The sequence below is a fragment of the Corynebacterium sp. HMSC074C11 genome, assembly GCF_001809455.1.
Classification (GTDB): Bacteria; Actinomycetota; Actinomycetes; order Mycobacteriales; family Mycobacteriaceae; genus Corynebacterium; species Corynebacterium amycolatum.
This window is the reverse complement of record NZ_KV797740.1, coordinates 60,148-79,946: the sequence shown is the minus strand read 5'-3', so window position 1 is coordinate 79,946 and position 19,799 is coordinate 60,148. Positions and strand designations below refer to the sequence as shown.

The following is a 19,799-nucleotide window of genomic DNA, read 5'->3' as shown; positions in this document are numbered from 1 at the left end:
GCTAACGGTCAATGCGCTACTTGCCCCGGCGGGTCGCCTTCACCACTCGCTTGGTGGTGCGCTTGACCGCCTTCCTAGTGGTCTTCTTGGCAGCCTTCTTCGTGCTCTTGCGAGTCGACTTTTTCGCGGCCTTCTTGGTACCACCATCGGCAGCTTCCTTCGCACGACGCTCAGACAGCAGCTCGCAGGCACGGGCATCGGTCAGCGTCTCAGGCGTATCACCCTTGCGCAACGAAGCATTGGTGACACCATCGGTGACGTACGGACCGAAGCGGCCATCCTTCACCGACATCGGGCGGCCGGAGACATCGTTGTCGCCCAGCTGCTTCAGTGGCGGCTTCGCAGCAGCACGACCGCGGCGCTTCGGCTCAGCGTAGATACGACGAGCCTCGTCCAATGTCACGGTGAAAATCTGCTCTTCGTTAGCCAGTGAACGCGAGTCCGTGCCCTTCTTCAGGTACGGACCGTAACGGCCATTCTGAGCAGTAATAACCTCGTTATCGACCGGGTCGACACCGACCTCGCGCGGCAGGCTCATCAGCTTCAGAGCCTCTTCCAACGTGACAGTCGACGGCTCCATGGAGGAAAACAGCGAGGCCGTCTTCGGCTTCAGAGTTTCCTCGATGATTTCCGCGGTGCGCTTTTCCTTCTGCTTGGCAGCGGTCTTGGTTTCCCAGTTCTTCTTTCGCTTGCCCTCGGCAGCGCGCTGAGCGTCCTCTTCGGCGCGCTCAGCTGCGATGATCTCCTCAGCCTTGGCTACGACACCTTCGCGCTCTTCATCGGTGACCAGCTCGGTGACGTAGGGGCCGTAGCGGCCATCGCGAGCAACAATCATGCGACCATTGGCCGGGTTAATGCCCAGCTCACGACCACCCTGCGGCATGGCCAGCAGCTTCTCGGCGGCGGCCAGATCCAGCTCGTCCGGAGTCATGGCCTCCGGGATGTTGGCGCGCTGCACCTCGTCGGCACCGTTGTCACCGGCACCCGGGCGAGTGCGCTCCAGGTACGGTCCATAGCGGCCAACGCGAACGATGATCGGGTTGCCCTCGGCATCGTCGAAGAGGTGGAGCGAATTGACCTTCCGAGCATCAATCGATTCCAAGTTCACGTCGATGATGTTCTTCAGACCACCGTGGGTCGCAATGGCGTCGGCTCCCTTGTGGCGGTGATCCTTGTCATCACCGAAGTAGAAACCGGTCAGCCAGGTCGTGCGATCCTTGTTGCCCGCGGCAATGCCGTCGAGCTCATCCTCCAGCTCGGAGGTGAAGTCGTAGTTGACCAGATCGGAGAATGCTTCCTCCATCAGCCCCACCACGGCAAAGGCCACCCACGAGGGCACCAGAGCGTTGCCGCGGGAGTAGACGTAGCCGCGATCCTGAATGGTCTTGATAATCGACGCGTATGTCGACGGACGACCAATTCCCAGGTCCTCCATCTTCTTCACCAAGCTGGCCTCGGTGAAGCGCGCAGGCGGGTTGGTGGAGTGGCTGTCGGCACTGAAGTCCGTGGCCGTCAGGCCCTGGCCTTCCGTCAACTGTGGCAGACGCTTCTCAGCGTTGTCGGCGACCTTGCGGCCGTCGGAAAGCGCGGAGACCTCGACGTATGCCTTGAGGAAGCCCGGGAAGCGAATCGTGCGTCCAGTGGAGGCGAACTCGACGGCGTGCGTGTCGGTGGCGCCGGCGATGGTGACCTTCATGGACGTGCCGCGTGCGTCGGCCATCTGCGAGGCGACGGTACGCTGCCAAATCAGTTCGTAGAGCTTGAACTCCTCGGCATCCAGCGATCCCGCCAGCTGCCCCGGCGTTGCGAATGTCTCGCCAGCCGGACGAATTGCCTCGTGCGCTTCCTGCGAGTTCTTCACCTTGCGCGAGTACTGGCGCGGCGCATCGGCGACGTACTCCGAGCCGTAGAGCTCCAGCGCCTGCTTACGCGCGGCGTCGATACCGGCCTTGGACAGCGTCGTGGAGTCGGTACGCATGTAGGTAATGTGACCGTTTTCGTACAGACGCTGCGCCACACGCATCGTGCGCTCAGAGGTGTAATGCAGCTTGCGGCCCGCCTCCTGCTGCAGCGTAGAAGTCATGAACGGCGGGTACGGGCGGCGCGTGTACGGCTTCTCCTCCACCGACGCGACCTTGAGCTCAGAGCCCACGAGGTCCGCCGCCAGGGTTTCGGCGAGCTGCTTATCGACGACCCGGATGCCATCGGACTTCTTCAGCTGGCCACGGTCATCGAAGTCTCGGCCCTGCGCTACGCGCTGACCATCAACGCTGGTCAGGGTTGCGACGAATTCTTTCGGCTGGTTGGCGTCAGCAGAAGCCGAACCGGTGTCCAAAGTTGCGGCGACATCCCAGTACTCAGCGGAGATAAACGCCATGCGTTCTCGCTCACGCTCGACGATGACGCGCGTTGCCACCGACTGCACACGGCCTGCCGACAGGCGCGGCATGACCTTCTTCCACAGCACCGGGGAGACCTCGTAGCCGTAGAGACGGTCGAGGATACGGCGACCCTCTTGGGCGTCGACCAGGTTCTGGTCCAGCTCACGGGTGTTGGCGGCGGCCTCTAAGATGGCCTGCTTGGTGATCTCATGGAACACCATGCGACGCACCGGCACCTTGGGCTTCAGAACCTCCAGCAAGTGCCAGGCAATGGCCTCGCCCTCACGGTCGGGGTCAGTTGCGAGATAGAGCTCGTCGACTTCCTTGAGCTTGGCCTTCAGGTCGGCGACTTTCTTCTTCTTATCAGCGCTGACGACATACAATGGGGCGAATCCGTTGTCGACATTCACACCCAGACGAGCCCAGGGCTCCTTTTTGTAACGAGCCGGAACGTCGGCTGCGCCACGGGGCAAGTCGCGAATGTGGCCCACCGACGCCTCCACGATGTAATCATCGCCGAGATACGGCTGAATCTTGCGAGCTTTCGTCGCCGACTCGACAATTACAAGGCGCTTGAGGCCGTCTGAATTCGCCATAGAAGTTTTTCTATCCTGCAACGTTGAATGTTTTTGACTGTTTAGGTTCTTGTTTTCGTTTAAATCTTGGGGGTTCTTGGCCGGACTCTGGCCGGGCTTCAGCTGTGAGAAGCCCGCGATCGGTTCCAACCGGTTCCAATCGGTTCCGATCAGTTCAAATCAGTTCCCGGCCGCGTTCTCCCGGAAGATTATCTGGAAAGAATATAAAGAATATAAGGAATACCGTACACACAATCTAGTTTGTCGCGTGGAATCCTCAAGTATCGGGCGGATTTTGGGTGTGACTGAAGGGGCTGCTGTGGGGGCTGTTGAGGGAGATACCCGGTGGCCGGCCCGACGACTGCTCTGCGGCTAGCCATGACCACCCCAGTGACTGTCAGCGGCTGGCCACAACGGGCGCGTGCTGCGGGCTGCAAATGTGAAACTGTGCGAGTTTATGACACTTTCAGGCCATTTTTCGGGCCATTTTTGACATAAACGCAGTCAGTAACTTGGATCGACCCGCCGTCGCTGACGTAAGCGCAGTCAGCAACTCGCATTGAGGTAAGTATCGAAGGCGCCCACCCGCTGTCGCGCCGGTCAACACGCCGGTCGACACGCTGATCGGACACACTTTTGCCTATTACCCCACGATTGTCGCGCACTCCGGGGGCGGATTCTAGGGGTCGTTGCAACGATGATGGTTAGTTTGGTTTGATGCTACCGGTTTGTGTGAGGGCGTTGGTCATGACTTCGGCTGGGGTGCGCCAGTTGAGTGCTTTGCGTGGTTTGTGGTTGTGAATGTTGGCGATCATCTCTAAGTCCTCGGCGCTGTAGATGGACAGGTCGCTGTTTTTGGGAAGGTTTCTTTTAAGCCTGCCGTTGGTGTTTTCGTTGCTGCCGCGTTCCCATGGCGATCGAGAGGAGCGTGTCAAGTTGTTTGTGTGTGGGGTTAGGTTTATAGGTATTTGTCGAAGCGGTCGGGGTAGGCCACGGCCATTTGGTTGATGGCTTGTTTCCAGCCGGAAACTCGGGCTCCTTCCATGAGTCTGCCGGCTGTCGCTGAGACTCGTTTGCCCTGCTTCGCTCTCTTTGCAGCTCGTTTGTCTTCGATATTGCAGATCATCAGCCACAGCGTCTTGAGCGCTGATTCATCGTTGGTGAACTGTACCCTGTTGCGGGTAGCTTTACGCAGTTCATTGTTGAATGATTCAATCGAGTTCGTCGTATAGATTACTTTTCTGGCCGCTGGTGGGAACTGCAGAAACGGTACGAAACGCGCCCAAGCATCTCGCCAGACCTTGACTGAGCGTGGATACTTTTCTCCCAATTCAGAAGGGTGTCAGGAAGTTTGTGTGTGAGGCTCTGATCTAGAAGGAGTTTCACCGATAATGACTACGGTGTCACCGAAGAAAACCATGACCCGGCGAGGGTCAACGAGATCAGCGAGAAGCTGATGGAAAATTCTGAAATCGCCAGCTTGATTAGCGAGCTGTCGAGCTCCGCTGATGATGCAAGCGAGCTGGTCAAAGGCCTGCTGCAAGCATCAATCAACGCTGGCCTTAAGGCGGAGATGGATGCGCACTTGGGCTACGGCCATTCCGACCGCAAAGCGAAATCCCAGGTCGAAACCGCACAGGAGAATAATCACCGTAACGGGTCGTACACCAAGACCGTCAATTCTGGCTACGGCGCAGTTGAGGTGACCGTGCCCAGGGATCGTGCCGGCACGTTTACTCCCCGGATGGTGCCCAAGGGTGCACGTCGGCTCACAGAACTCGACGACATGATTATCTCGCTCTACGCCGGTGGGATGACCGTGCGCGATATCCAGCATCACCTCGCGACCACCCTTGGGGTGGATATGAGCCCGGATACGATCAGCACCATTACCGATGCGGTGTTAGACGAGGTCATGATCTGGCAAAACCGCCAGCTCGACGAGTTTTACCCGGTGATCTTCCTCGACGCGCTACGCGTGAAAATCCGTGACGGCCACCGCGTGGTCAACAAGGCTTGCTACATGGCGGTTGGTGTCGACATGGACGGCATCAAGCACCTCCTGGGACTGTGGATCGCCGACAATGAAGGAGCCGCATTCTGGGCATCGGTGTGTGCGGATCTGGCTAACCGCGGTGTCCAAGACGTGTTCATTGTGTGCTGCGACGGGCTCAAAGGCTTGCCGGAAGCCGTGGAGGCAACCTGGCCGAATTCCATGGTACAGACCTGTATTGTGCACCTGATTCGGGCTGCGAACCGGTGGGTGTCCTACCAGGACCGCAAAGCAGTCTCCCGCGCGCTGCGTGAGGTCTACACAGCCGCTAACGAGGACACCGCACGTGCCAGCCTGGATGCTTTCGAGGCCAGTGAACTTGGCCGGAAATACCCCCAGTCGGTCAAAGTCTGGCGCGACGCCTGGGAGCGGTTCGTGCCGTTTCTGCAGTTTCCGCCGGCGGCACGCCGGGTGCTCTACACCACCAATTCAATCGAGTCGCTGAATGCTGAACTGCGTAAAGCTACCCGCAACAGGGGCCAATTCCCGAACGATACCGCGGCGCAGAAAACGCTGTGGCTGATGATCTGCAACATCGAACAAGCGTGCCGCCCAGCGAGCGAAGAAAGCAAAGCGCAACATTGAGTGCAACGGCTATATTGAAGGAGCGAAAGCCACCGGGTGGAAACAAGCCATCAACCAACTAGCCGTGGCTTACCCCGACCGATTCGCGGACTACTTGTAAACCACCCCCCGCACACAAACAATCGGACACCCTCACTTAACCGGATATGGCACCCAGCTTCCGTAGCTACGGCATAAGCCGCGGTAAGATGCATCCCACATCTTTTGGCGGCTTGGTGTACTGACAGTCCGCTTCGGACTAGCTCCACAAGCTGGAAAGCCTGGCTGCCGCGGCGATCAACTCGTTTGGCTTTAAACACGACTGGCAATCCAAAGGCATGGCAAAAATTCAAAGCATGCCCGTAATGACAACCAAGCTCACCAGCCGCCGAACGGACACTACGCCCACTGCCAACCAAGGCAACTAAGCCACGACGATCCGACTCAGACAACGAATGAAACGGGCCGACAACCCCAGACACAACAACACCCTCCTAAGGGAAAGTGTTGCAACGACCCTCTGAACTCAAGGGGGCCCCAGAAACACAAAAATCCCACGCAGAAATTACTTTCCACGTGGGAGAATCAAGGCTCACCCCATAAACACAACATGAACCTTGAAAAAGCCAAAAATTCCGCGAGCAAAATTGAACAAAAGCCCAGTTCAGAACCGAACTCAGCCCCGAACTACTAAGCTTTACAGAGGCTTCACGTCCAGAGCCTGCGGGCCCTTCTGGCCTTCACCAATCTCGAACTCGACTGCCTGGTTCTCTTCCAGCGTCTTGAAACCAGTGCCCTGGATCTCGGAGTAGTGAACAAACACGTCGTTGCCACCGTCAGCTGGGGCGATAAACCCGAAGCCCTTCTCCGAGTTGAACCACTTCACAGTACCCTGTGCCATTACAAAACTTCCCAACTTCAGGATTCGATAAAACAAGTATTCGCCACACACATTTGGCCACTCACAATGGGGCGACCACGACCCGAACACCCTTTCCACCTCATGCGGGCTTTTGCTGGGTGCCCTTTGGCGGGCGATACACTCAAAAAGTCTGCCACGTTTGGGGCGCAAGCGCCGATTAGGAACAGCTCCTTGCCACCCCCGTAAACCCGCGTTCGGGGCCCGGAGAAACTGGGTTGTCGAAAGGCGAAAATGTGGCTGGCAGGAAGCGTCGTCAAGCATATGAAGTGCGCGTTTATAGGAAAGGGCGGTGTCGGTGGAGTCATTTGGACGGGAGCTGCTGGGGCCGGTTATTCGTGCGCATCCGCGGGCGACGGTGACGCACATTGCGGATCTTCCTGCACGCGCTGGTGTGACCGCACCTTGGCCTGAATGGGTGCCGGAATGGCTGAAAGAAGTGCTGGTAGATCGCGGAATTGAGAACCTGTGGACTCATCAGGCGACAACCGCGAACCTCGCCCGCGAGGGCGTGCACTGCGTCGTCGCGACAGGCACAGCGTCGGGTAAATCGCTCGGTTATCTGCTGCCCGTGCTCACAGAACTGTCCGCCACCCCCGCGGCCACCGCGCTGTACCTCTCCCCGACCAAGGCACTGGGCGCCGATCAGCTGGACACGGCACGCGCGATGGCACCGGCGTCGCTGAGCTCGCTGATTTCGCTTTACGACGGCGACACCCCGCAAGACGCCCGGCGCGCGATTCGCGACCATGCCCGTTGGGTGTTTACCAACCCCGATATGCTGCATGTTTCGGTCCTCGGCAATCATGTTCGGTGGACGCGGATGCTGCGCAACCTGCGCTATATCGTCGTCGACGAATGCCATGCCTATCGAGGCGTATTCGGCGCCAACGTCTCCCAAATTCTGCGTCGCCTTCTGCGGCTGTCCCGGGAGTATGGCGCCTCGCCGACCGTGATTTTTGCCTCTGCGACGACCAACGACCCTGCTGACCAGGCTCGTCGCCTCATCGGCGAGCCTGTCGAGGCCGTCACCGAAGACGGCGCCCCGGTCGGTGAGCGGACTATCGCCCTGTGGGAACCCGGCCTGCTCCCCGACCTCCAAGGCGAGAACGGTGCCCCCGTGCGCCGCCCCGCCCCGACCGAGGCCGCAGATATCATGGCCGACCTGCTCGTCGAGGGCGCCCGCACCCTGACCTTCACCCGTTCGCGAAGCAGTGCCGAGAAGGTAGCGCTCGGCGTGCGCGAGCGCCTGGAGAAGCGCCGCCGCAGCGATATCGCCGAGCGCATCGAGTCTTACCGCGCCGGCTACCTGGCCGAAGAACGCCGCGACATCGAGCGCATGCTCGATGACGGCACCCTGCTTGGTGTGGCCACCACCAATGCACTGGAGCTGGGCATTGACGTCGGTGGCCTTGACGCGGTGGTGCAGGCCGGTTTCCCGGGCACGGTCGCTTCGTTCTGGCAGCAGGCCGGCCGCGCGGGCCGTCGTGGTCAGGGCGCGCTGGTGGTGTTGGTGGCTCGCGATGATCCCATGGACACTTACTTGGTCCACAACCCTTCGGCACTGTTGGGCCGGCCGGTGGAGAAGACCGTCTTCGATCCCCGTAACCCGCATGTGGTGTGGTCACACCTCTACTGCGCGGCTGTGGAGAAACCGATCACCACCAGCCAGCTTCAGGCATGGGGAACCCTGCCCGTAGCCGAAGACATGGTGGTTGCGGGCTGGTTGCGCAAACGCACCTGGGAAGGACAAGAACCCGTCTACTACCCGACCGACCGCGATGAGGGACCGCGCATTGCCACTGCTCACGATGCCGTGAACGTCCGTGGCGGCGATGGCCAGGAAGTGGCCATCGTCGACCAGACCGATGGTCGCCTGCTTGGCACCATCGATCTTGGCCGTGCGATGCAGCAGGTCCACGACGGTGCCGTTTACTTGCACCGCGGCGAGTCCTACCTTGTCGACCAGCTGGACTTCGACAGCCTCGTCGCCCTGGTCCACCCCGAGCAGCCACGCTATTCCACCAGCTCACGCATGGACACCACCATTCGCATCCTCGATGTTGACGACATGCGCCACTACCAGGGCTTACAGGTCGCTTCCTGCCAGGTCGAGGTTTTTCATCAGGTCACCTCCTATCTTCGTCGCTTGGATACCGGCGAGATTCTCGACAGTGTTGAGCTTGACTACCCTCCGCAGCGTTTGGTCACGCGCGCCGTGGCCTACACAATGCCCGAGTCCACACTGCGCTCGTGGGGCGTGGGCTCCGACATCGCGCCGGGGGCTCTCCACGCAGCCGAGCACGCGGCTATCGGCATGCTGCCGCTGATTGCCACCTGCGACCGCTGGGACATCGGCGGCGTTTCCACGATCATGCACGCCGATACCCAGCAGCCCACCGTTTTTGTTTACGACGGGCACCCTGGTGGTGCAGGATTCGCCGACCGTGGCTACGAGGCCTTCGCGCAGTGGATTCGCGCGACCCGCGATGCTGTCGCCGCCTGCGAGTGCGAATCCGGTTGCCCATCGTGCATCCAGTCGCCCAAGTGCGGCAATGGCAACGATCCGCTGGACAAGGCCGGCGCAATCAAAGTGCTCAGTGGAGTGTCGCGCGCGCTTAACGACGGCCAGTAGCAGCATCCTCCACCGCGACCGGCCCTGCTCTGGACGTGGCTTTTCTCGCCTTTCGTTGGACGCTGACCTGCACGTCCTCTCCATCGATCTCGCAGGCCACAAGACGTGCGTGGTTAGCTTTTGCGATTGACCCAGCGGCTTTGCAGGCATCGTCGCTCTCTTGCGCAGCCACGGCACCGGCCACCGCGGCCAGATCCGCTGCTACCGCTGCCTGCCGAGCCTGCACCACCCTCACCCCGGCTGTAACTCCAACCAAAGTCAGAATGACGAAAGCAGCGATGAACAGTGCGGCTGCGACTGTGGTGGAACCATCTTCTTCGCGTAAGAGGCGGGCTGTCATGTTTCTCATGACGATGCCGCTCTTTCCTGCAGGGCAACCGCGCGTGCTTCCAGCGTAAAAGGCCCCGCTGAGCGCCGAATGGTCACGCGCACGGTACCGGAGGTTTCCGATATCGCGACCTGTCCATCCGCGTCGGCGCGGAGCTCGGCTACTGTCTCCGCATCGCCCCGCGCCTCAGCCCGTGCGATGGCTCCGGCTGCGTCGGTAAGCCCTAGGTACATTGCGATGGTGACCAGCCCTGACAAAGCCGTGACCATGACCGTGACCAGTGCCGCGAGACCGAAAGCGGTTTCTACCGTGGTTTGGCCTTCGTCGCCGACGCACAGGCGATGAAGCGTAGAGCGGATGCGGCTAGACATCGGTGTTGAGCGCCCTTTCGATGATGTCGGTGAGCGCCTGGGTGATATCGCCGCCGGTCACGACGGTGTAGAGCAGGGCTCCGAAAGCGGCGGCAGCGATTGTTCCCAAAGCATATTCCACAGTTGACATGCCATTTTCCTCAGTTGCCAGAGCACGCAGGCGTTTGTGCAAATACGAGCGCAGCTGGGACTGTGCAGTGGTCAATGGATTGGTTGGAAGGCTAGTTGGACGGTTGGCCGGACGGCTGGAGTTTTGAGTGGTCATGAGTGTCTCCCCCTATGTGGAAGTCGAGTGATAGGTCAGTTGTGAGATGTGATGTGCATTGACGCGCGTTGACCCGCGCTGACGCATGGTGGATTGCGGAGTGGCCGGCGGCCCACGCGCACAAACGAGATCGCAATCGAAAGCGCAACCAACTCTGCGTCTGGCGCGTGCCAGCGCGCGAGGCTGGGCGCAGAGGTGTCCAAGCATCATCACGGCATCAGTCCTGCAAACATTTCGTCGGCAAGCCCGGCGATTGTGGGCACCAATCCCAGCACCACAAACGCGGGTAGAAAGCACAACGCCAGCGGCCCGGCAATGAGGACACCGGCCTTCTCGGCGACGGCTTGCGCCGCATCGTGCGCTTGACTGCGGTACGTGGCAGCGGTGTCCTCCAATGCCTGCGCCAGAACGGTGCCGGATTCGCTTGCGCGGCGCCCAGCTGTCGCCAGAGGCACGAGCGCGGGCGTGGCAGCAAGGCTGTCCCAAGCAGAGTGCGCGCCCACAGCTAACCTGGCGGAACACTGTCGAAGTGGCTCGGCCAGCTCAGGGTTTGCGCCATCGGCGGCTGCTTCCATTGCCTGGGACAATGGCATACCGGAGCTCAAACAAGCGCCAATGATGTCGAGGGCCGCCGCGGCATCGAGCAGCACAGCCGGGCTGATGCGCTCACCGCCAATGACAGTTCGCACACGTTCCCTCACCTGTGCGGCAATCTGCGCCACCCGACTGGTCACCTGCCGGCGCACGCTTCCTCGCGTACGAGCATCCGACTCGGCTACCAATTCGGGCAGTCGGCTGCGGACGGGATTGAATGTCGGCAAGCAGAGGTAGGCGGCGATGAGAAGTGCGGCGGCAATCATTGTCCGGCCTCCGCACGATCGATGATGGCGACGGCCCATTCGATGCCCGCGCACACCAGCCCGACACCGATGACCAGCACAATTCCTCCGATACCGCGACTGAGGAACTCGAAGGGGGACGCTCCGAAAGCTTGCCCCATAATCAGCCCGAAGACTGGGAGCGAAGCCAAAATGGCAATCGTCATGCGTGGTCCCGCCAGCGCGGCCGACGTCTGTGAGCGATGTGCCTGACGAGCCTGCAGATCACCCCGCGCGCAGTCCAGTAACCCGGCCAAACTTAGACCATGTTGCTGCGCCACCGTCCACATACGCCCAATCCGACGCAGTTGCTCCGAAGATTCTTCGGTCTCCCACGGGTCGGCGAAGTTCGCGCGGTGCGCCGCGTGCGCAAGATGATCGGCCAACACAGTCATGTCCTCTGCCCTGCGCAATTCCGCTGCTGCCGCGTTGAGCGCTCTTGAGGCCGCCGCACCTGCGCGCAACTGCGCGGTCAAGGTTTCCAGCGCTACCGCAGCGCTGTCCGCTTCCCGACGTTCACAGCGCCTCTCCCCCACAGCGCGCACTACGGCTCCTGCGGTGCGGCCCAGCAATAGCCCGGCGATGACACCTGGAATCCCGGCGAGCCACAGCAACACGAGTGCCGGGCCTGCAACGATGAGGATTGATAGCCCTGCAGCTCTATTCGCACTGCCAGTGCTTGCGGCGCTCGACCCCGTGGAACCAGCCCCAAGTCCAATCATGCGCTGCAACCACTTCAGTCCACAGGACACCTCACGGGCACGGCCTGCCAGCGCTCGCGAGCGCACCGCCGCCGAGCTGTCCGGCCAGATAGCGACTGCCACAGCCGCGCCCCCAATGAGTACGGTCACGCTAAATCCCTCCCCCATAGCTGTTAATCTCCCCGTCTAATCCCCTGACTTTCCCCCGGGTTATTCCACCGGTTATTCCACCGACTGTTCCCTGCCGACCAGCAACTTCTGCAACGTTTCCCACTCCGGCCCCGGCCCGTCCCGAGCAGTCCAAACCTCCACCACCTCCGGTGGGTTACCGCGCAGCAGCCCGATCTGTGCCAGCCGGCGAACATCAGCGCGTTCGACCACCAACACCACCTGCACCGCAGAGACCAACTGCGCATGCAGCCCGGCGCGACCAAGGCCACCGATCAGCCCCAAAGCCTCAAAGCGCGCGACGACATCCCCAATCCGGTTGGCGTGAATTGTCCCCGCCCCACCGCGATGCCCCGTGTTCAACGCAGCCAGCAGATCCACCACCTCGGCGCCACGAATCTCACCGACGACAATGCGGTCGGGACGCATGCGCAACGCCTGCTTCAGCAACTCCTGCTGCCCAATCGCACCGGCCCCCTCCAAGTTGGCGGCTCTGGTCACCAGCTTCACCACATGCGGATGCTGCGGTTGCAACTCCGGAGTGTCTTCGATGCACACAATGCGCTGATCAAGATTAACTTCTGAGAGCATCGCCGCCAATAGCGTCGTCTTTCCCGCACCCGTACCTCCGGCGACAATAAACGACAGCTGTCCCGCCACGATTCCCCGCAACACCGGCAGAATCTCCGGTGGAAACAGCCCGACATCGCACAACTCCGCAAGCCCGCGACGAGCCGGACGCAGCACCCGCAGGCTAATCTGAGTGCCGGTCGCTGACGGTGGTGAAAGCACCGCATGAACTCGCACACCACAGCCGCCGACACCACCAGGAATATGGCCGTCGGCCCAAGGTTGCGCGTCGTCAAGCCTTCGTCCGCACCGCGACGCGAGCCGCACCGCATACGCGCGCACCTCGCCCTCGTCCGCGAAGGAAATCTCGGCCCGCTCCAGTCCGTTGCCGGCATCGACCCAGACCTCGCCGGGCGCGGTGACCAGCACATCGCTGACACCCGGGCGGCGCAACAGCGCATCCAACACGCCCGCGCCCACTGTTTCCTCACGAATCGTGCGCAGAATCTCCAGCACCTTCACATCGGAGACAACCCCCGCGGTCTCCGCGCGAATGATGTCGGCGACCTCGCTATGCGATGCCACCCCAGGCCGCTCCGCAAGCGCCGTCCGCACCGCCGCCAACAGCCTGACATCATCCATCGCCACCACCGCCGACAAGGGCAAACATCGCTTCCAATCCCCGCGTCAGCTTGCCGACGGCCCCAGCGAGCCCACCCACATCTATCTCGTGAGCTAGTTTCTTGCAGTACTCAATCTCACCAGCAATGGGCAGATCGAGCGCGTATTCAACCTCTTCGACACTGATATCGCGGTGCTGCTGGTGCCGAACCGCAAGACTTGGCGTGAATCCTGCCTGTGCACAGACGCTGGCCAGGTGTCCACCGGCTGCGATAGCTCGGACAGAGGTGGGCAGGATGATGACGGTGTCATCGGCAAGCGCGCCGAGAGTGGTGACGTACTCCACTTGCTTCGGGCAGTCCACGATGACCGTAATTCCGGCATGAATAAGGCAACTAATGGTGCTGGCAATGTGTCGAACATCGTCGGGTCTGTCGGTTCTGCCGGGTCTGTCGGCACTGTCAAATTTGGTGGCCGCCGAGGCGTGGTTGTAAGCCGTCTCGGGCGTGCGACTGCGGGTCCACGTCAACACTTTCAGCGCGGGTGATCGCGGGCAGGATGGCAGTGCTTCGTAGAGTGCCGCCCCGTCGAGACGGCCATCAGCAGCTGAGAAGTCTTGCCACCTCAGTCCCGGTTCCGTTTCCATCCCGAGCACCAGATCAATACCTCCCGCCAGCGCATCTGCGTCCACCAAGCAGATGGGCCTTTCGCGGGAAAGAACTAATGCACTCGCTGCCGCCGTAATGGAAGCACCGGCACCGCCGACCGCAGGAACCAACATCAGGCACGTTGCCGTGGAATCGGTTGTAGTTGCTGGCACGTTCAGTGCGGGTTCTGTACCTGGTGCTGTAATCACGTCTGCGCTCGCAGGTGACGCTGGGGTGTGTTGGTGGTTCAGGAGGCTCGAGCTGTGTTGGAGATCGGAGAGCCTCGGACCATCCGGGCGTACCTCGGCTCGGCCGAGCAGTTCGACAATATCGACGTTATCCGCAGGCAAGCTGGCGCTGTAAACAGGTGCTAAACCTTTCGCCACCTGCGTATCTTCCGCCTCAGTATCACTGCGGACCAGAAAGATTGCTCCCTCACAATGAGGCCGCCCGGCTAATCTTCGGGCTGCCGACGCATCAACGAACACCGCTGGTGCCCGACGCCACAGGGCCGATGAAACTCCCGCTCCGGTCGACGCGGACACTGACGCTGTGGCTGATGCTGGTGGGGATGCTGGCGACGATGTCAATGCTTGTGCGGCCACTGGCGCTGCAGCCACAGGTGGCACGGTCTCTTGCACACAGTCACGACCGGTAGCAGCGACTATGAGCGCAACCTCTTCACGCAGCGCTTCATCATCGACAGCGTTGACTACTGGATTTGCTGGAGCCTCGGTTCGCTGAGCCATGGACAGTTTCTTGATTGCCATGGCCATAGCGTGCACTAAAAGGCGGATTCAAAGATGCTCGCAAGAGGCCAAAAACTCGCTGTCTGTGGATAGTTTTCAGACTGTGGATAACTGCCGAACGCTACGTTGCCCTGGTCTTATGACTGCTGCGCGGCCTGGCCAATGCAAGTTAGTGACTGCGTTTATGTCAAAAATGGCACGAAAAAAGGCCTGAAAGTGTCATAAACTCGCACAGTTTCACATTTGCAGCCCGAATTTTTACTACATAACCCCTCAACATTGGGCCAAAAAGGGGGCGACGCCCCGCGCCGGGGGGGGGGATTGGCGCGAGGCGTCTTTAACCGGCTCGGGGGGGGATTGAGCCGGGGCGGCCTCGCAGTCTGTTTCTAAAAAGAACTAGAAGGGGCCAGCCACGTCCAAGTATTACATATCCCGAGGAATCTGCAAATACCTTTTAAAGGATTTAATGCCCAATATGTTCGATGTCACGATATTCGATGTCACGTCTCCCCGAGCCCGACATCCATGGGTAAGCTCAGAGTCTATGAACACCGGCGAGAACAAGGCTTCAACAACGCCGCAGCCGCACGTTTCTACGGACACACGCGTCACGGAAGATGCCCCCGCCACCGCTGACGCTCGCGTCGCTGCGTTCTTTGACCTGGATAAAACCATTATTGCCAAGAGCTCGGCATATGCGTTCAACAAGCAATTCCTCGAGCGCGGCATCATTTCGCCGACGGACATGCTGCAAATGGCGCTCAGCCACGCCCTGTACATGTCACAGGGACACGATGAGGTACAAATGGAGGCCACGCGCGAGCAGTTTTCCGCCCTTATCGCTGGTCACAGCGCCAGGGAACTGCGCCAGGTCGCCATCGAAACCCTAGAGCAGAACATCACGCCGTACATCTACGCCGAGGCATTGGAGCTCATTCGTGAACACCGCGCACGGGGGCATCAGGTGTTCATTATCTCGGCATCGGCTCGGCAGATTGTTGAGCCGATTGCGCAGGCACTCGGTGTCTACAATGTGGTGGCCACCGAGCTGGAGGTCCGCGATGGGCTCTTCACGGGCGAAACGGAGTTCTTCTGCCGAGGCGAAAACAAGGCTGTGCAGATGCGTCGGATAGCGGAAAAGCGCCAGTTCAACCTGGCCGAATGCTTTGCGTACTCGGATTCCATCACTGATGAGCCCATGCTGGCTGCAGTCGGCCATCCCGTTGTGGTCAATCCCGATCGCGCTCTGCGCAAGATTGCGGCGGAGCGTGAGTGGCCTGTGCGCCAATTCCGGAATCCCGTCCCGCTGTTTCGCGCGCCGTCGAAACGCAATGCTGCAATTCTTGCCGGCGTCACACTGGCGCTTGGCGCGGGTGCGACACTGTTGGCACTGCGCAAAAATGATGACGCCCCAACGGCCGACTAACCCACCATCCAGCAGCCGGCCCGCCTACACCGCTTCGGCGATACCGCGCGCTTCCACGGCACCGGCCTTCAGTCCCTCCAGATGCAGGAGAATCCACGCACGCAGGCCATCGGCGCTTCCCGACGCGAACCCCTCTGCGGCCTCGAAATACTCCTGGCGGTGGCGAGTCCAGTAGACCTCGGGCACGGCCAAGCCACGCGGATCCAGGCCGGTTGCGACAGTCGTCAGCCGCGAGGCGGCGCGGGCGATGATGCCGTTGTGGTACTCGAAGGGGCGCAGAGTCAGCAGCTCACCGTGCACAATCGCCGAAAGCACGCCAGCGTGGATTTGGCTGCGGCCAGTGATGAAGTCACCGAGCACGTGCAGACGCTGCTCCTTCATCGCAGACGAGAGGTTGTCGTCACCAACCGGACGCCCGGCTTTCATCCGCGCCTCGGAACCGTCTTCAGTCTCACCTGCGGGCGATGCGTTCAACGCAAACTTGGCCAGCACCTGCTGCGGAGCGCGCTGCCACACGCGGGTGGTCTCACCAATTGACTCCGGGGAAATGGTGTCGGCAACCCGAAGGGCTGCTGCGAGTACGGGATCGGTGATGTTGCCGTCGTCGGGAAGCGATGGCTCGCCGCCTTCTAGCCACGCCGATGCCCGAGCGCCACGCAGGACCGACTCGGAGCCGGTGACGTTGTGCTTGCGCAGGTTGGCCTTGTGTCTGTGGACGGCCTGGATGGCCTTGGCCGCGACATCAGCCGCATGTGCAACGCCGTCGAGCTGCCACAGGGGCGCGAGGGGGTCCCTGGGGTCAAGCTGCGGGACAGCAGCGGCGGAAGCGCTGTCAGCACCGCCGGCATCCGGTTCAGATGCCTTCGCCTGCGCTGCCTCACGCTCTGCGCGCTTCTTCGCCGACACGGAGGACACCCCCAGGCTCATGCCAGCTAGGCCACCTTTTCCGGTGCCGGCGCCATTGCCCATACCATTGCCGGCACCAGCGCCAATTCCATCGGCTCCACGCACGTTCTCAGGCTGATTGTTCATATCCCACACCCTAATTCTTCACCGTTAAGTAAGTGACAAACTTATATAGAAATGGTCAAAGATGAGAAAAACTTCAACGAGTTCTTGGCTTTTTCGCCCTTGTGGCGCGCTCTCCCCACAATGAGAGGTAGTATGGCAGTTTGTAACTGCAGTTTTAAAGTTTCAAACCATCTTTTCCAACCATCTGCGTAGGAGGAAGTACACGTGAGCAACGACGATACGAAGGGTCTCTTTACCGACGGCACCGAACCGCGTGTTACCGCTATCCCGCTGAGTGATGTGGATAGCAACGCTTCGGGCGATGCCAGCATCGGCCAGCTCGTGTCTAATGCTTCTACGCAGATTTCCGCTCTGGTTCGCTCTGAGATTGAGCTGGCCAAGGCTGAAATTGCTGGCGAGGCTAAGAAGGGCGCAGTTGGCGGTGGCTTCTTCGCGGTTGCCGGCGTCGTCGCGCTGTACTCCTCGTTCTTCTTTTTCTTCTTCCTCGGCTGGCTGCTGGATCTTTGGCTGCCAACCTGGGCTGCATTCCTCATCGTTTTCGTCCTGATGCTGGTCATCGCCGGTGTCGCGGCGCTGCTGGGTCTGAAGAAGGTCAAGTCGATCCGCAAGCCGGAGAAGACCATCGAGTCGATGCAGGAACTGAAGGGGGTCGTGCCGTCGGGGTCGGCGAAGAAGTCTTCGCAGTCGAACGGTATGTACACCTAAAGGCTTAAAAAGAAATTGGGCGGGACTTGTTGGTCTCGCCCTTTTGTCTTATTCAGTCCCGGTTTAAGCCCTTCGGATAAGGTATTTCCTCTCATGACCTCCCTTAGCGATTCTCTCACTGGCCCCTGGCGTCATCGTCTCATTCACGTCCGCGGCCAGCGCCTACACATCGCCGAGTGCGGCCGCCCCTCCGATCCGCTCGTGTTGTTTATTCACGGCTCGACTGGCGGTTGGTTTGAATGGCGCGAGGTTTTGCCACTGCTTAACGACGACTCGGGCGACCCCCTCCCCGTGCACGCTGTGGCTATTTCTATGCGTGGCTACGGTCAGTCCGACCGAACACCGCATGGCTACAATCCGTTTGAGGCGGCCCAGGACATCGCCTCGTCGATTCGCTCATTGGGGCACTCGACCGCGCTGCTGGTCTGTCAGGGGTTCGGCACGTGGGTGGCATGGACGCTGGCCTCGCGGCAGCCGAATCTTGTTGCCGAAGTTATTGGTTGTGGTGCTGCGCATCCGAAGGTGTGGCTCAACCAGTTGAAGAGCCCGTGGTCGGAGGACTTCCGCAATAGCCTTGCCCCACTGTTGCGCCGTTCGTGGTGGGACTCACGGCCACGGGTACCGCGGTTGCGCCGCAATAAGTTCAGCACACAGGCAGCTGAGGCTCGCCAGCAGCGGCTCATTGACCGCATCGTGCGCGAGTCCATGTCCACCGCCGGGGAGGGGTTCGCCGAGACCCCTGAGGGGAAACAGACCGCGGAACTCATGGCTGACAGCCTGGCCAGTGGCGCACTCCGCCCTGCACTGGCTCATATGAACTGGTGGACGCGACCGGCTCCGGTCGCTTTCCGCAAGTGGTTGGGTGCGATGGAGGGCTCGTCGAAAAGCGATGAGCACACGGTGCTGCTCGTCGGCGAGCAGGACACTCGTACCCCACCTGCGCTGGTGGAGCTCAGCTCCACCCATGTGCGCGTCATCCCGGATTGCGGGCACTTCCTGCCGGTAGAGAAACCGCAGGCTGTGGTGCAGGCAATCAGGGATCACCTGCACTGGCTGCCGGAGGGGTCTTAAGGATCGGGCCTTTTAGCCCTCTACCTGCCCCGTTACCTTGAAGTCATCCCCGATAATGGGGATAGTCGCTGGGCTGGGCATGACTTAATCGCCCTGTAGTTTCAATAATCCGGGAGTGGTGCCACCCGGCACCAGGACATTCGATGACAGCTAATAGGGACGCAGCCGGAATCTCCAGGTCTCAATGTAGACGTGGGTGTGCGCCACGAATGCCATGACACCAGCGGCTGGCAAATCCACCACGTTTTCCCCCCTAGAAACCATCCATGTCGCAGGATACTCCCATCGACATTTTCCTTGGCCTAGATGTAGGCAAATCCCAACACCATCGGAGCGCTACCCATTGCGGTTGCCCGTCGACGCGGTTGCCAGGTCGGCTACTTACCAGGCTTGGCCATGCGAAAAGCCACGGATCCCTACCCTGTACAGGCGAAAACCGACAATCGCGACGCCTTCATCATCGCCGACACTGCACGAACAATGCCGCACACCCTGCGGTCGGTTGGTCGAAACAGCGAAGTACTCTCAGCCCTCAAGATGCTATCCGGCTTTGACGATGACATACCTCGTGACTGCACCAGAACCGTCAACCGGCTACGCAGCGTGCTCACCCAAATCTACCCCAGCCTGGAGCGTGTTTTCGCTGACAGCCAACATTAAAGCACTAAAAGCCCAACGCGAAACTATCACCAGCCAGGTCGAGGACATGCTGGAGGATTTCCCTGCCTCCGAGGTCTTGGATCCAGCATGCCGGGAATCGGCATCAAGACCGCAGCGCAGATGCCGCTTTCCATCGGTGATGGATCCCACTTCGCATTCTCTGGTCATCTGACCGCCTATGCAGGAATTGCGCCTGTGACACGAAGATCAGGCTCATCAATGCGAGGTGAGTTCCCATCCAATACAGGAAACAAGCGACTGAAAAATGCTCTGTTCTACTGAAGCGTTTGCTGCCATGCGAAGCCACGAAACGTCCCGAACCTACTACGGGCGCAAAAGAGCAAAAAGGCAAACGCCACAATGCGCCCCACTCATGTGCCTATCCAGACGTAGATGTAACGTCATCTACGCCATGCTCAAAACAAGGAATTCTACCGAAACGCACCTACCAAACAATCAGTAGCAGTTTAAGCCGAGCAG

The 19,799-nt window shown here is 60.4% G+C and carries 17 protein-coding genes and 2 pseudogenes; 7 read left to right on the top strand and 12 right to left on the bottom strand.

What is annotated here, in order from left to right:
• Positions 1–16: 16 nt before the first annotated feature.
• The 3 genes and pseudogenes from topA to HMPREF2614_RS08655 form a co-directional block, all read right to left on the bottom strand.
• Positions 17–2,977: a type I DNA topoisomerase gene (gene topA / locus HMPREF2614_RS08660; protein ID WP_070560719.1), complete on the bottom strand. Its 2,961-nt coding sequence runs from the start codon at positions 2,975–2,977 to the stop codon at positions 17–19.
• A 683-nt stretch (positions 2,978–3,660) separates the two neighbouring features.
• Positions 3,661–3,891 carry a transposase gene (locus tag HMPREF2614_RS10950; RefSeq protein ID WP_371325820.1) on the bottom strand — a complete coding sequence of 77 codons (231 nt, stop codon included), beginning with the start codon at positions 3,889–3,891 and terminating at the stop codon, positions 3,661–3,663.
• Positions 3,892–3,914: 23 nt separating this feature from the next.
• Positions 3,915–4,292: pseudogene (locus HMPREF2614_RS08655) on the bottom strand (transposase); the annotation flags it as partial.
• A 55-nt stretch (positions 4,293–4,347) separates the two neighbouring features.
• Between HMPREF2614_RS08655 and HMPREF2614_RS08650 the strand changes: the two are divergent.
• Positions 4,348–5,694: pseudogene (locus tag HMPREF2614_RS08650) on the top strand (IS256 family transposase).
• Positions 5,695–6,270: 576 nt separating this feature from the next.
• Here the strand turns inward: HMPREF2614_RS08650 and HMPREF2614_RS08645 are convergent.
• Complete coding sequence (locus tag HMPREF2614_RS08645) at positions 6,271–6,474, bottom strand: cold-shock protein (protein WP_005511370.1); 204 nt, start codon at positions 6,472–6,474, stop codon at positions 6,271–6,273.
• A 316-nt stretch (positions 6,475–6,790) separates the two neighbouring features.
• Here HMPREF2614_RS08645 and HMPREF2614_RS08640 point away from each other — a divergent pair, with 316 nt between their 5' ends.
• Complete coding sequence (locus HMPREF2614_RS08640; protein ID WP_070560990.1) at positions 6,791–9,127, top strand: DEAD/DEAH box helicase; 2,337 nt, start codon at positions 6,791–6,793, stop codon at positions 9,125–9,127.
• Here HMPREF2614_RS08640 and HMPREF2614_RS08635 read toward each other — a convergent pair.
• From HMPREF2614_RS08635 to HMPREF2614_RS08605, 7 genes are all read right to left on the bottom strand, one after another.
• On the bottom strand, positions 9,111–9,476 hold the full coding sequence (locus HMPREF2614_RS08635) for an Rv3654c family TadE-like protein (protein ID WP_052155571.1): 366 nt from the start codon (positions 9,474–9,476) through the stop codon (positions 9,111–9,113). The two genes, HMPREF2614_RS08640 and HMPREF2614_RS08635, sit on opposite strands and share 17 nt — an antisense overlap.
• Positions 9,473–9,826, bottom strand: coding sequence for a TadE family type IV pilus minor pilin (locus HMPREF2614_RS08630; RefSeq protein ID WP_038627462.1), 354 nt, complete (start codon positions 9,824–9,826; stop codon positions 9,473–9,475). The genes HMPREF2614_RS08635 and HMPREF2614_RS08630 overlap by 4 nt, the downstream gene beginning before the upstream one ends.
• Entirely contained in the window at positions 9,819–10,010 is a 192-nt protein-coding gene (locus tag HMPREF2614_RS08625) for a DUF4244 domain-containing protein (protein WP_275042050.1), read from the bottom strand. Before HMPREF2614_RS08625 ends, HMPREF2614_RS08630 begins: the two co-directional genes overlap by 8 nt.
• 290 nt (positions 10,011–10,300) lie before the next feature.
• Positions 10,301–10,951 (bottom strand): type II secretion system F family protein, encoded by a 651-nt coding sequence (locus HMPREF2614_RS08620; RefSeq protein ID WP_070560717.1) that lies wholly within the window; start codon positions 10,949–10,951, stop codon positions 10,301–10,303.
• On the bottom strand, positions 10,948–11,820 hold the full coding sequence (locus HMPREF2614_RS08615; protein ID WP_246815696.1) for a type II secretion system F family protein: 873 nt from the start codon (positions 11,818–11,820) through the stop codon (positions 10,948–10,950). Before HMPREF2614_RS08615 ends, HMPREF2614_RS08620 begins: the two co-directional genes overlap by 4 nt.
• Positions 11,821–11,892: 72 nt before the next feature.
• Positions 11,893–13,050, bottom strand: a complete 1,158-nt coding sequence (locus HMPREF2614_RS08610; RefSeq protein ID WP_083300220.1) for a TadA family conjugal transfer-associated ATPase — start codon at positions 13,048–13,050, stop codon at positions 11,893–11,895.
• Positions 13,043–14,446: a CpaE-like family protein gene (locus HMPREF2614_RS08605; RefSeq protein ID WP_246815694.1), complete on the bottom strand. Its 1,404-nt coding sequence runs from the start codon at positions 14,444–14,446 to the stop codon at positions 13,043–13,045. Before HMPREF2614_RS08605 ends, HMPREF2614_RS08610 begins: the two co-directional genes overlap by 8 nt.
• 523 nt (positions 14,447–14,969) lie before the next feature.
• On the opposite strand from HMPREF2614_RS08605, the gene HMPREF2614_RS08600 reads away from it, so the two are divergent.
• Entirely contained in the window at positions 14,970–15,851 is an 882-nt protein-coding gene (locus HMPREF2614_RS08600) for an HAD family hydrolase (protein WP_070560707.1), read from the top strand.
• Between the two features lie 24 nt (positions 15,852–15,875).
• On the opposite strand, the gene HMPREF2614_RS08595 is transcribed toward HMPREF2614_RS08600, so the two are convergent.
• Positions 15,876–16,883 carry a Fic family protein gene (locus HMPREF2614_RS08595; protein WP_083300219.1) on the bottom strand — a complete coding sequence of 336 codons (1,008 nt, stop codon included), beginning with the start codon at positions 16,881–16,883 and terminating at the stop codon, positions 15,876–15,878.
• A 204-nt stretch (positions 16,884–17,087) separates the two neighbouring features.
• Here HMPREF2614_RS08595 and HMPREF2614_RS08590 point away from each other — a divergent pair, with 204 nt between their 5' ends.
• From HMPREF2614_RS08590 to HMPREF2614_RS11315, 4 genes are all read left to right on the top strand, one after another.
• Positions 17,088–17,588, top strand: a complete 501-nt coding sequence (locus tag HMPREF2614_RS08590) for a phage holin family protein (protein WP_038627432.1) — start codon at positions 17,088–17,090, stop codon at positions 17,586–17,588.
• 93 nt (positions 17,589–17,681) lie between these two features.
• Complete coding sequence (locus tag HMPREF2614_RS08585; protein WP_070560706.1) at positions 17,682–18,659, top strand: alpha/beta fold hydrolase; 978 nt, start codon at positions 17,682–17,684, stop codon at positions 18,657–18,659.
• Between the two features lie 327 nt (positions 18,660–18,986).
• A complete protein-coding gene (locus HMPREF2614_RS11320; protein ID WP_371325822.1) occupies positions 18,987–19,319 on the top strand; it encodes an IS110 family transposase in 333 nt (110 codons plus the stop codon).
• 87 nt (positions 19,320–19,406) lie between these two features.
• Entirely contained in the window at positions 19,407–19,601 is a 195-nt protein-coding gene (locus tag HMPREF2614_RS11315; RefSeq protein ID WP_371325819.1) for a transposase, read from the top strand.
• Positions 19,602–19,799: the final 198 nt, after the last annotated feature.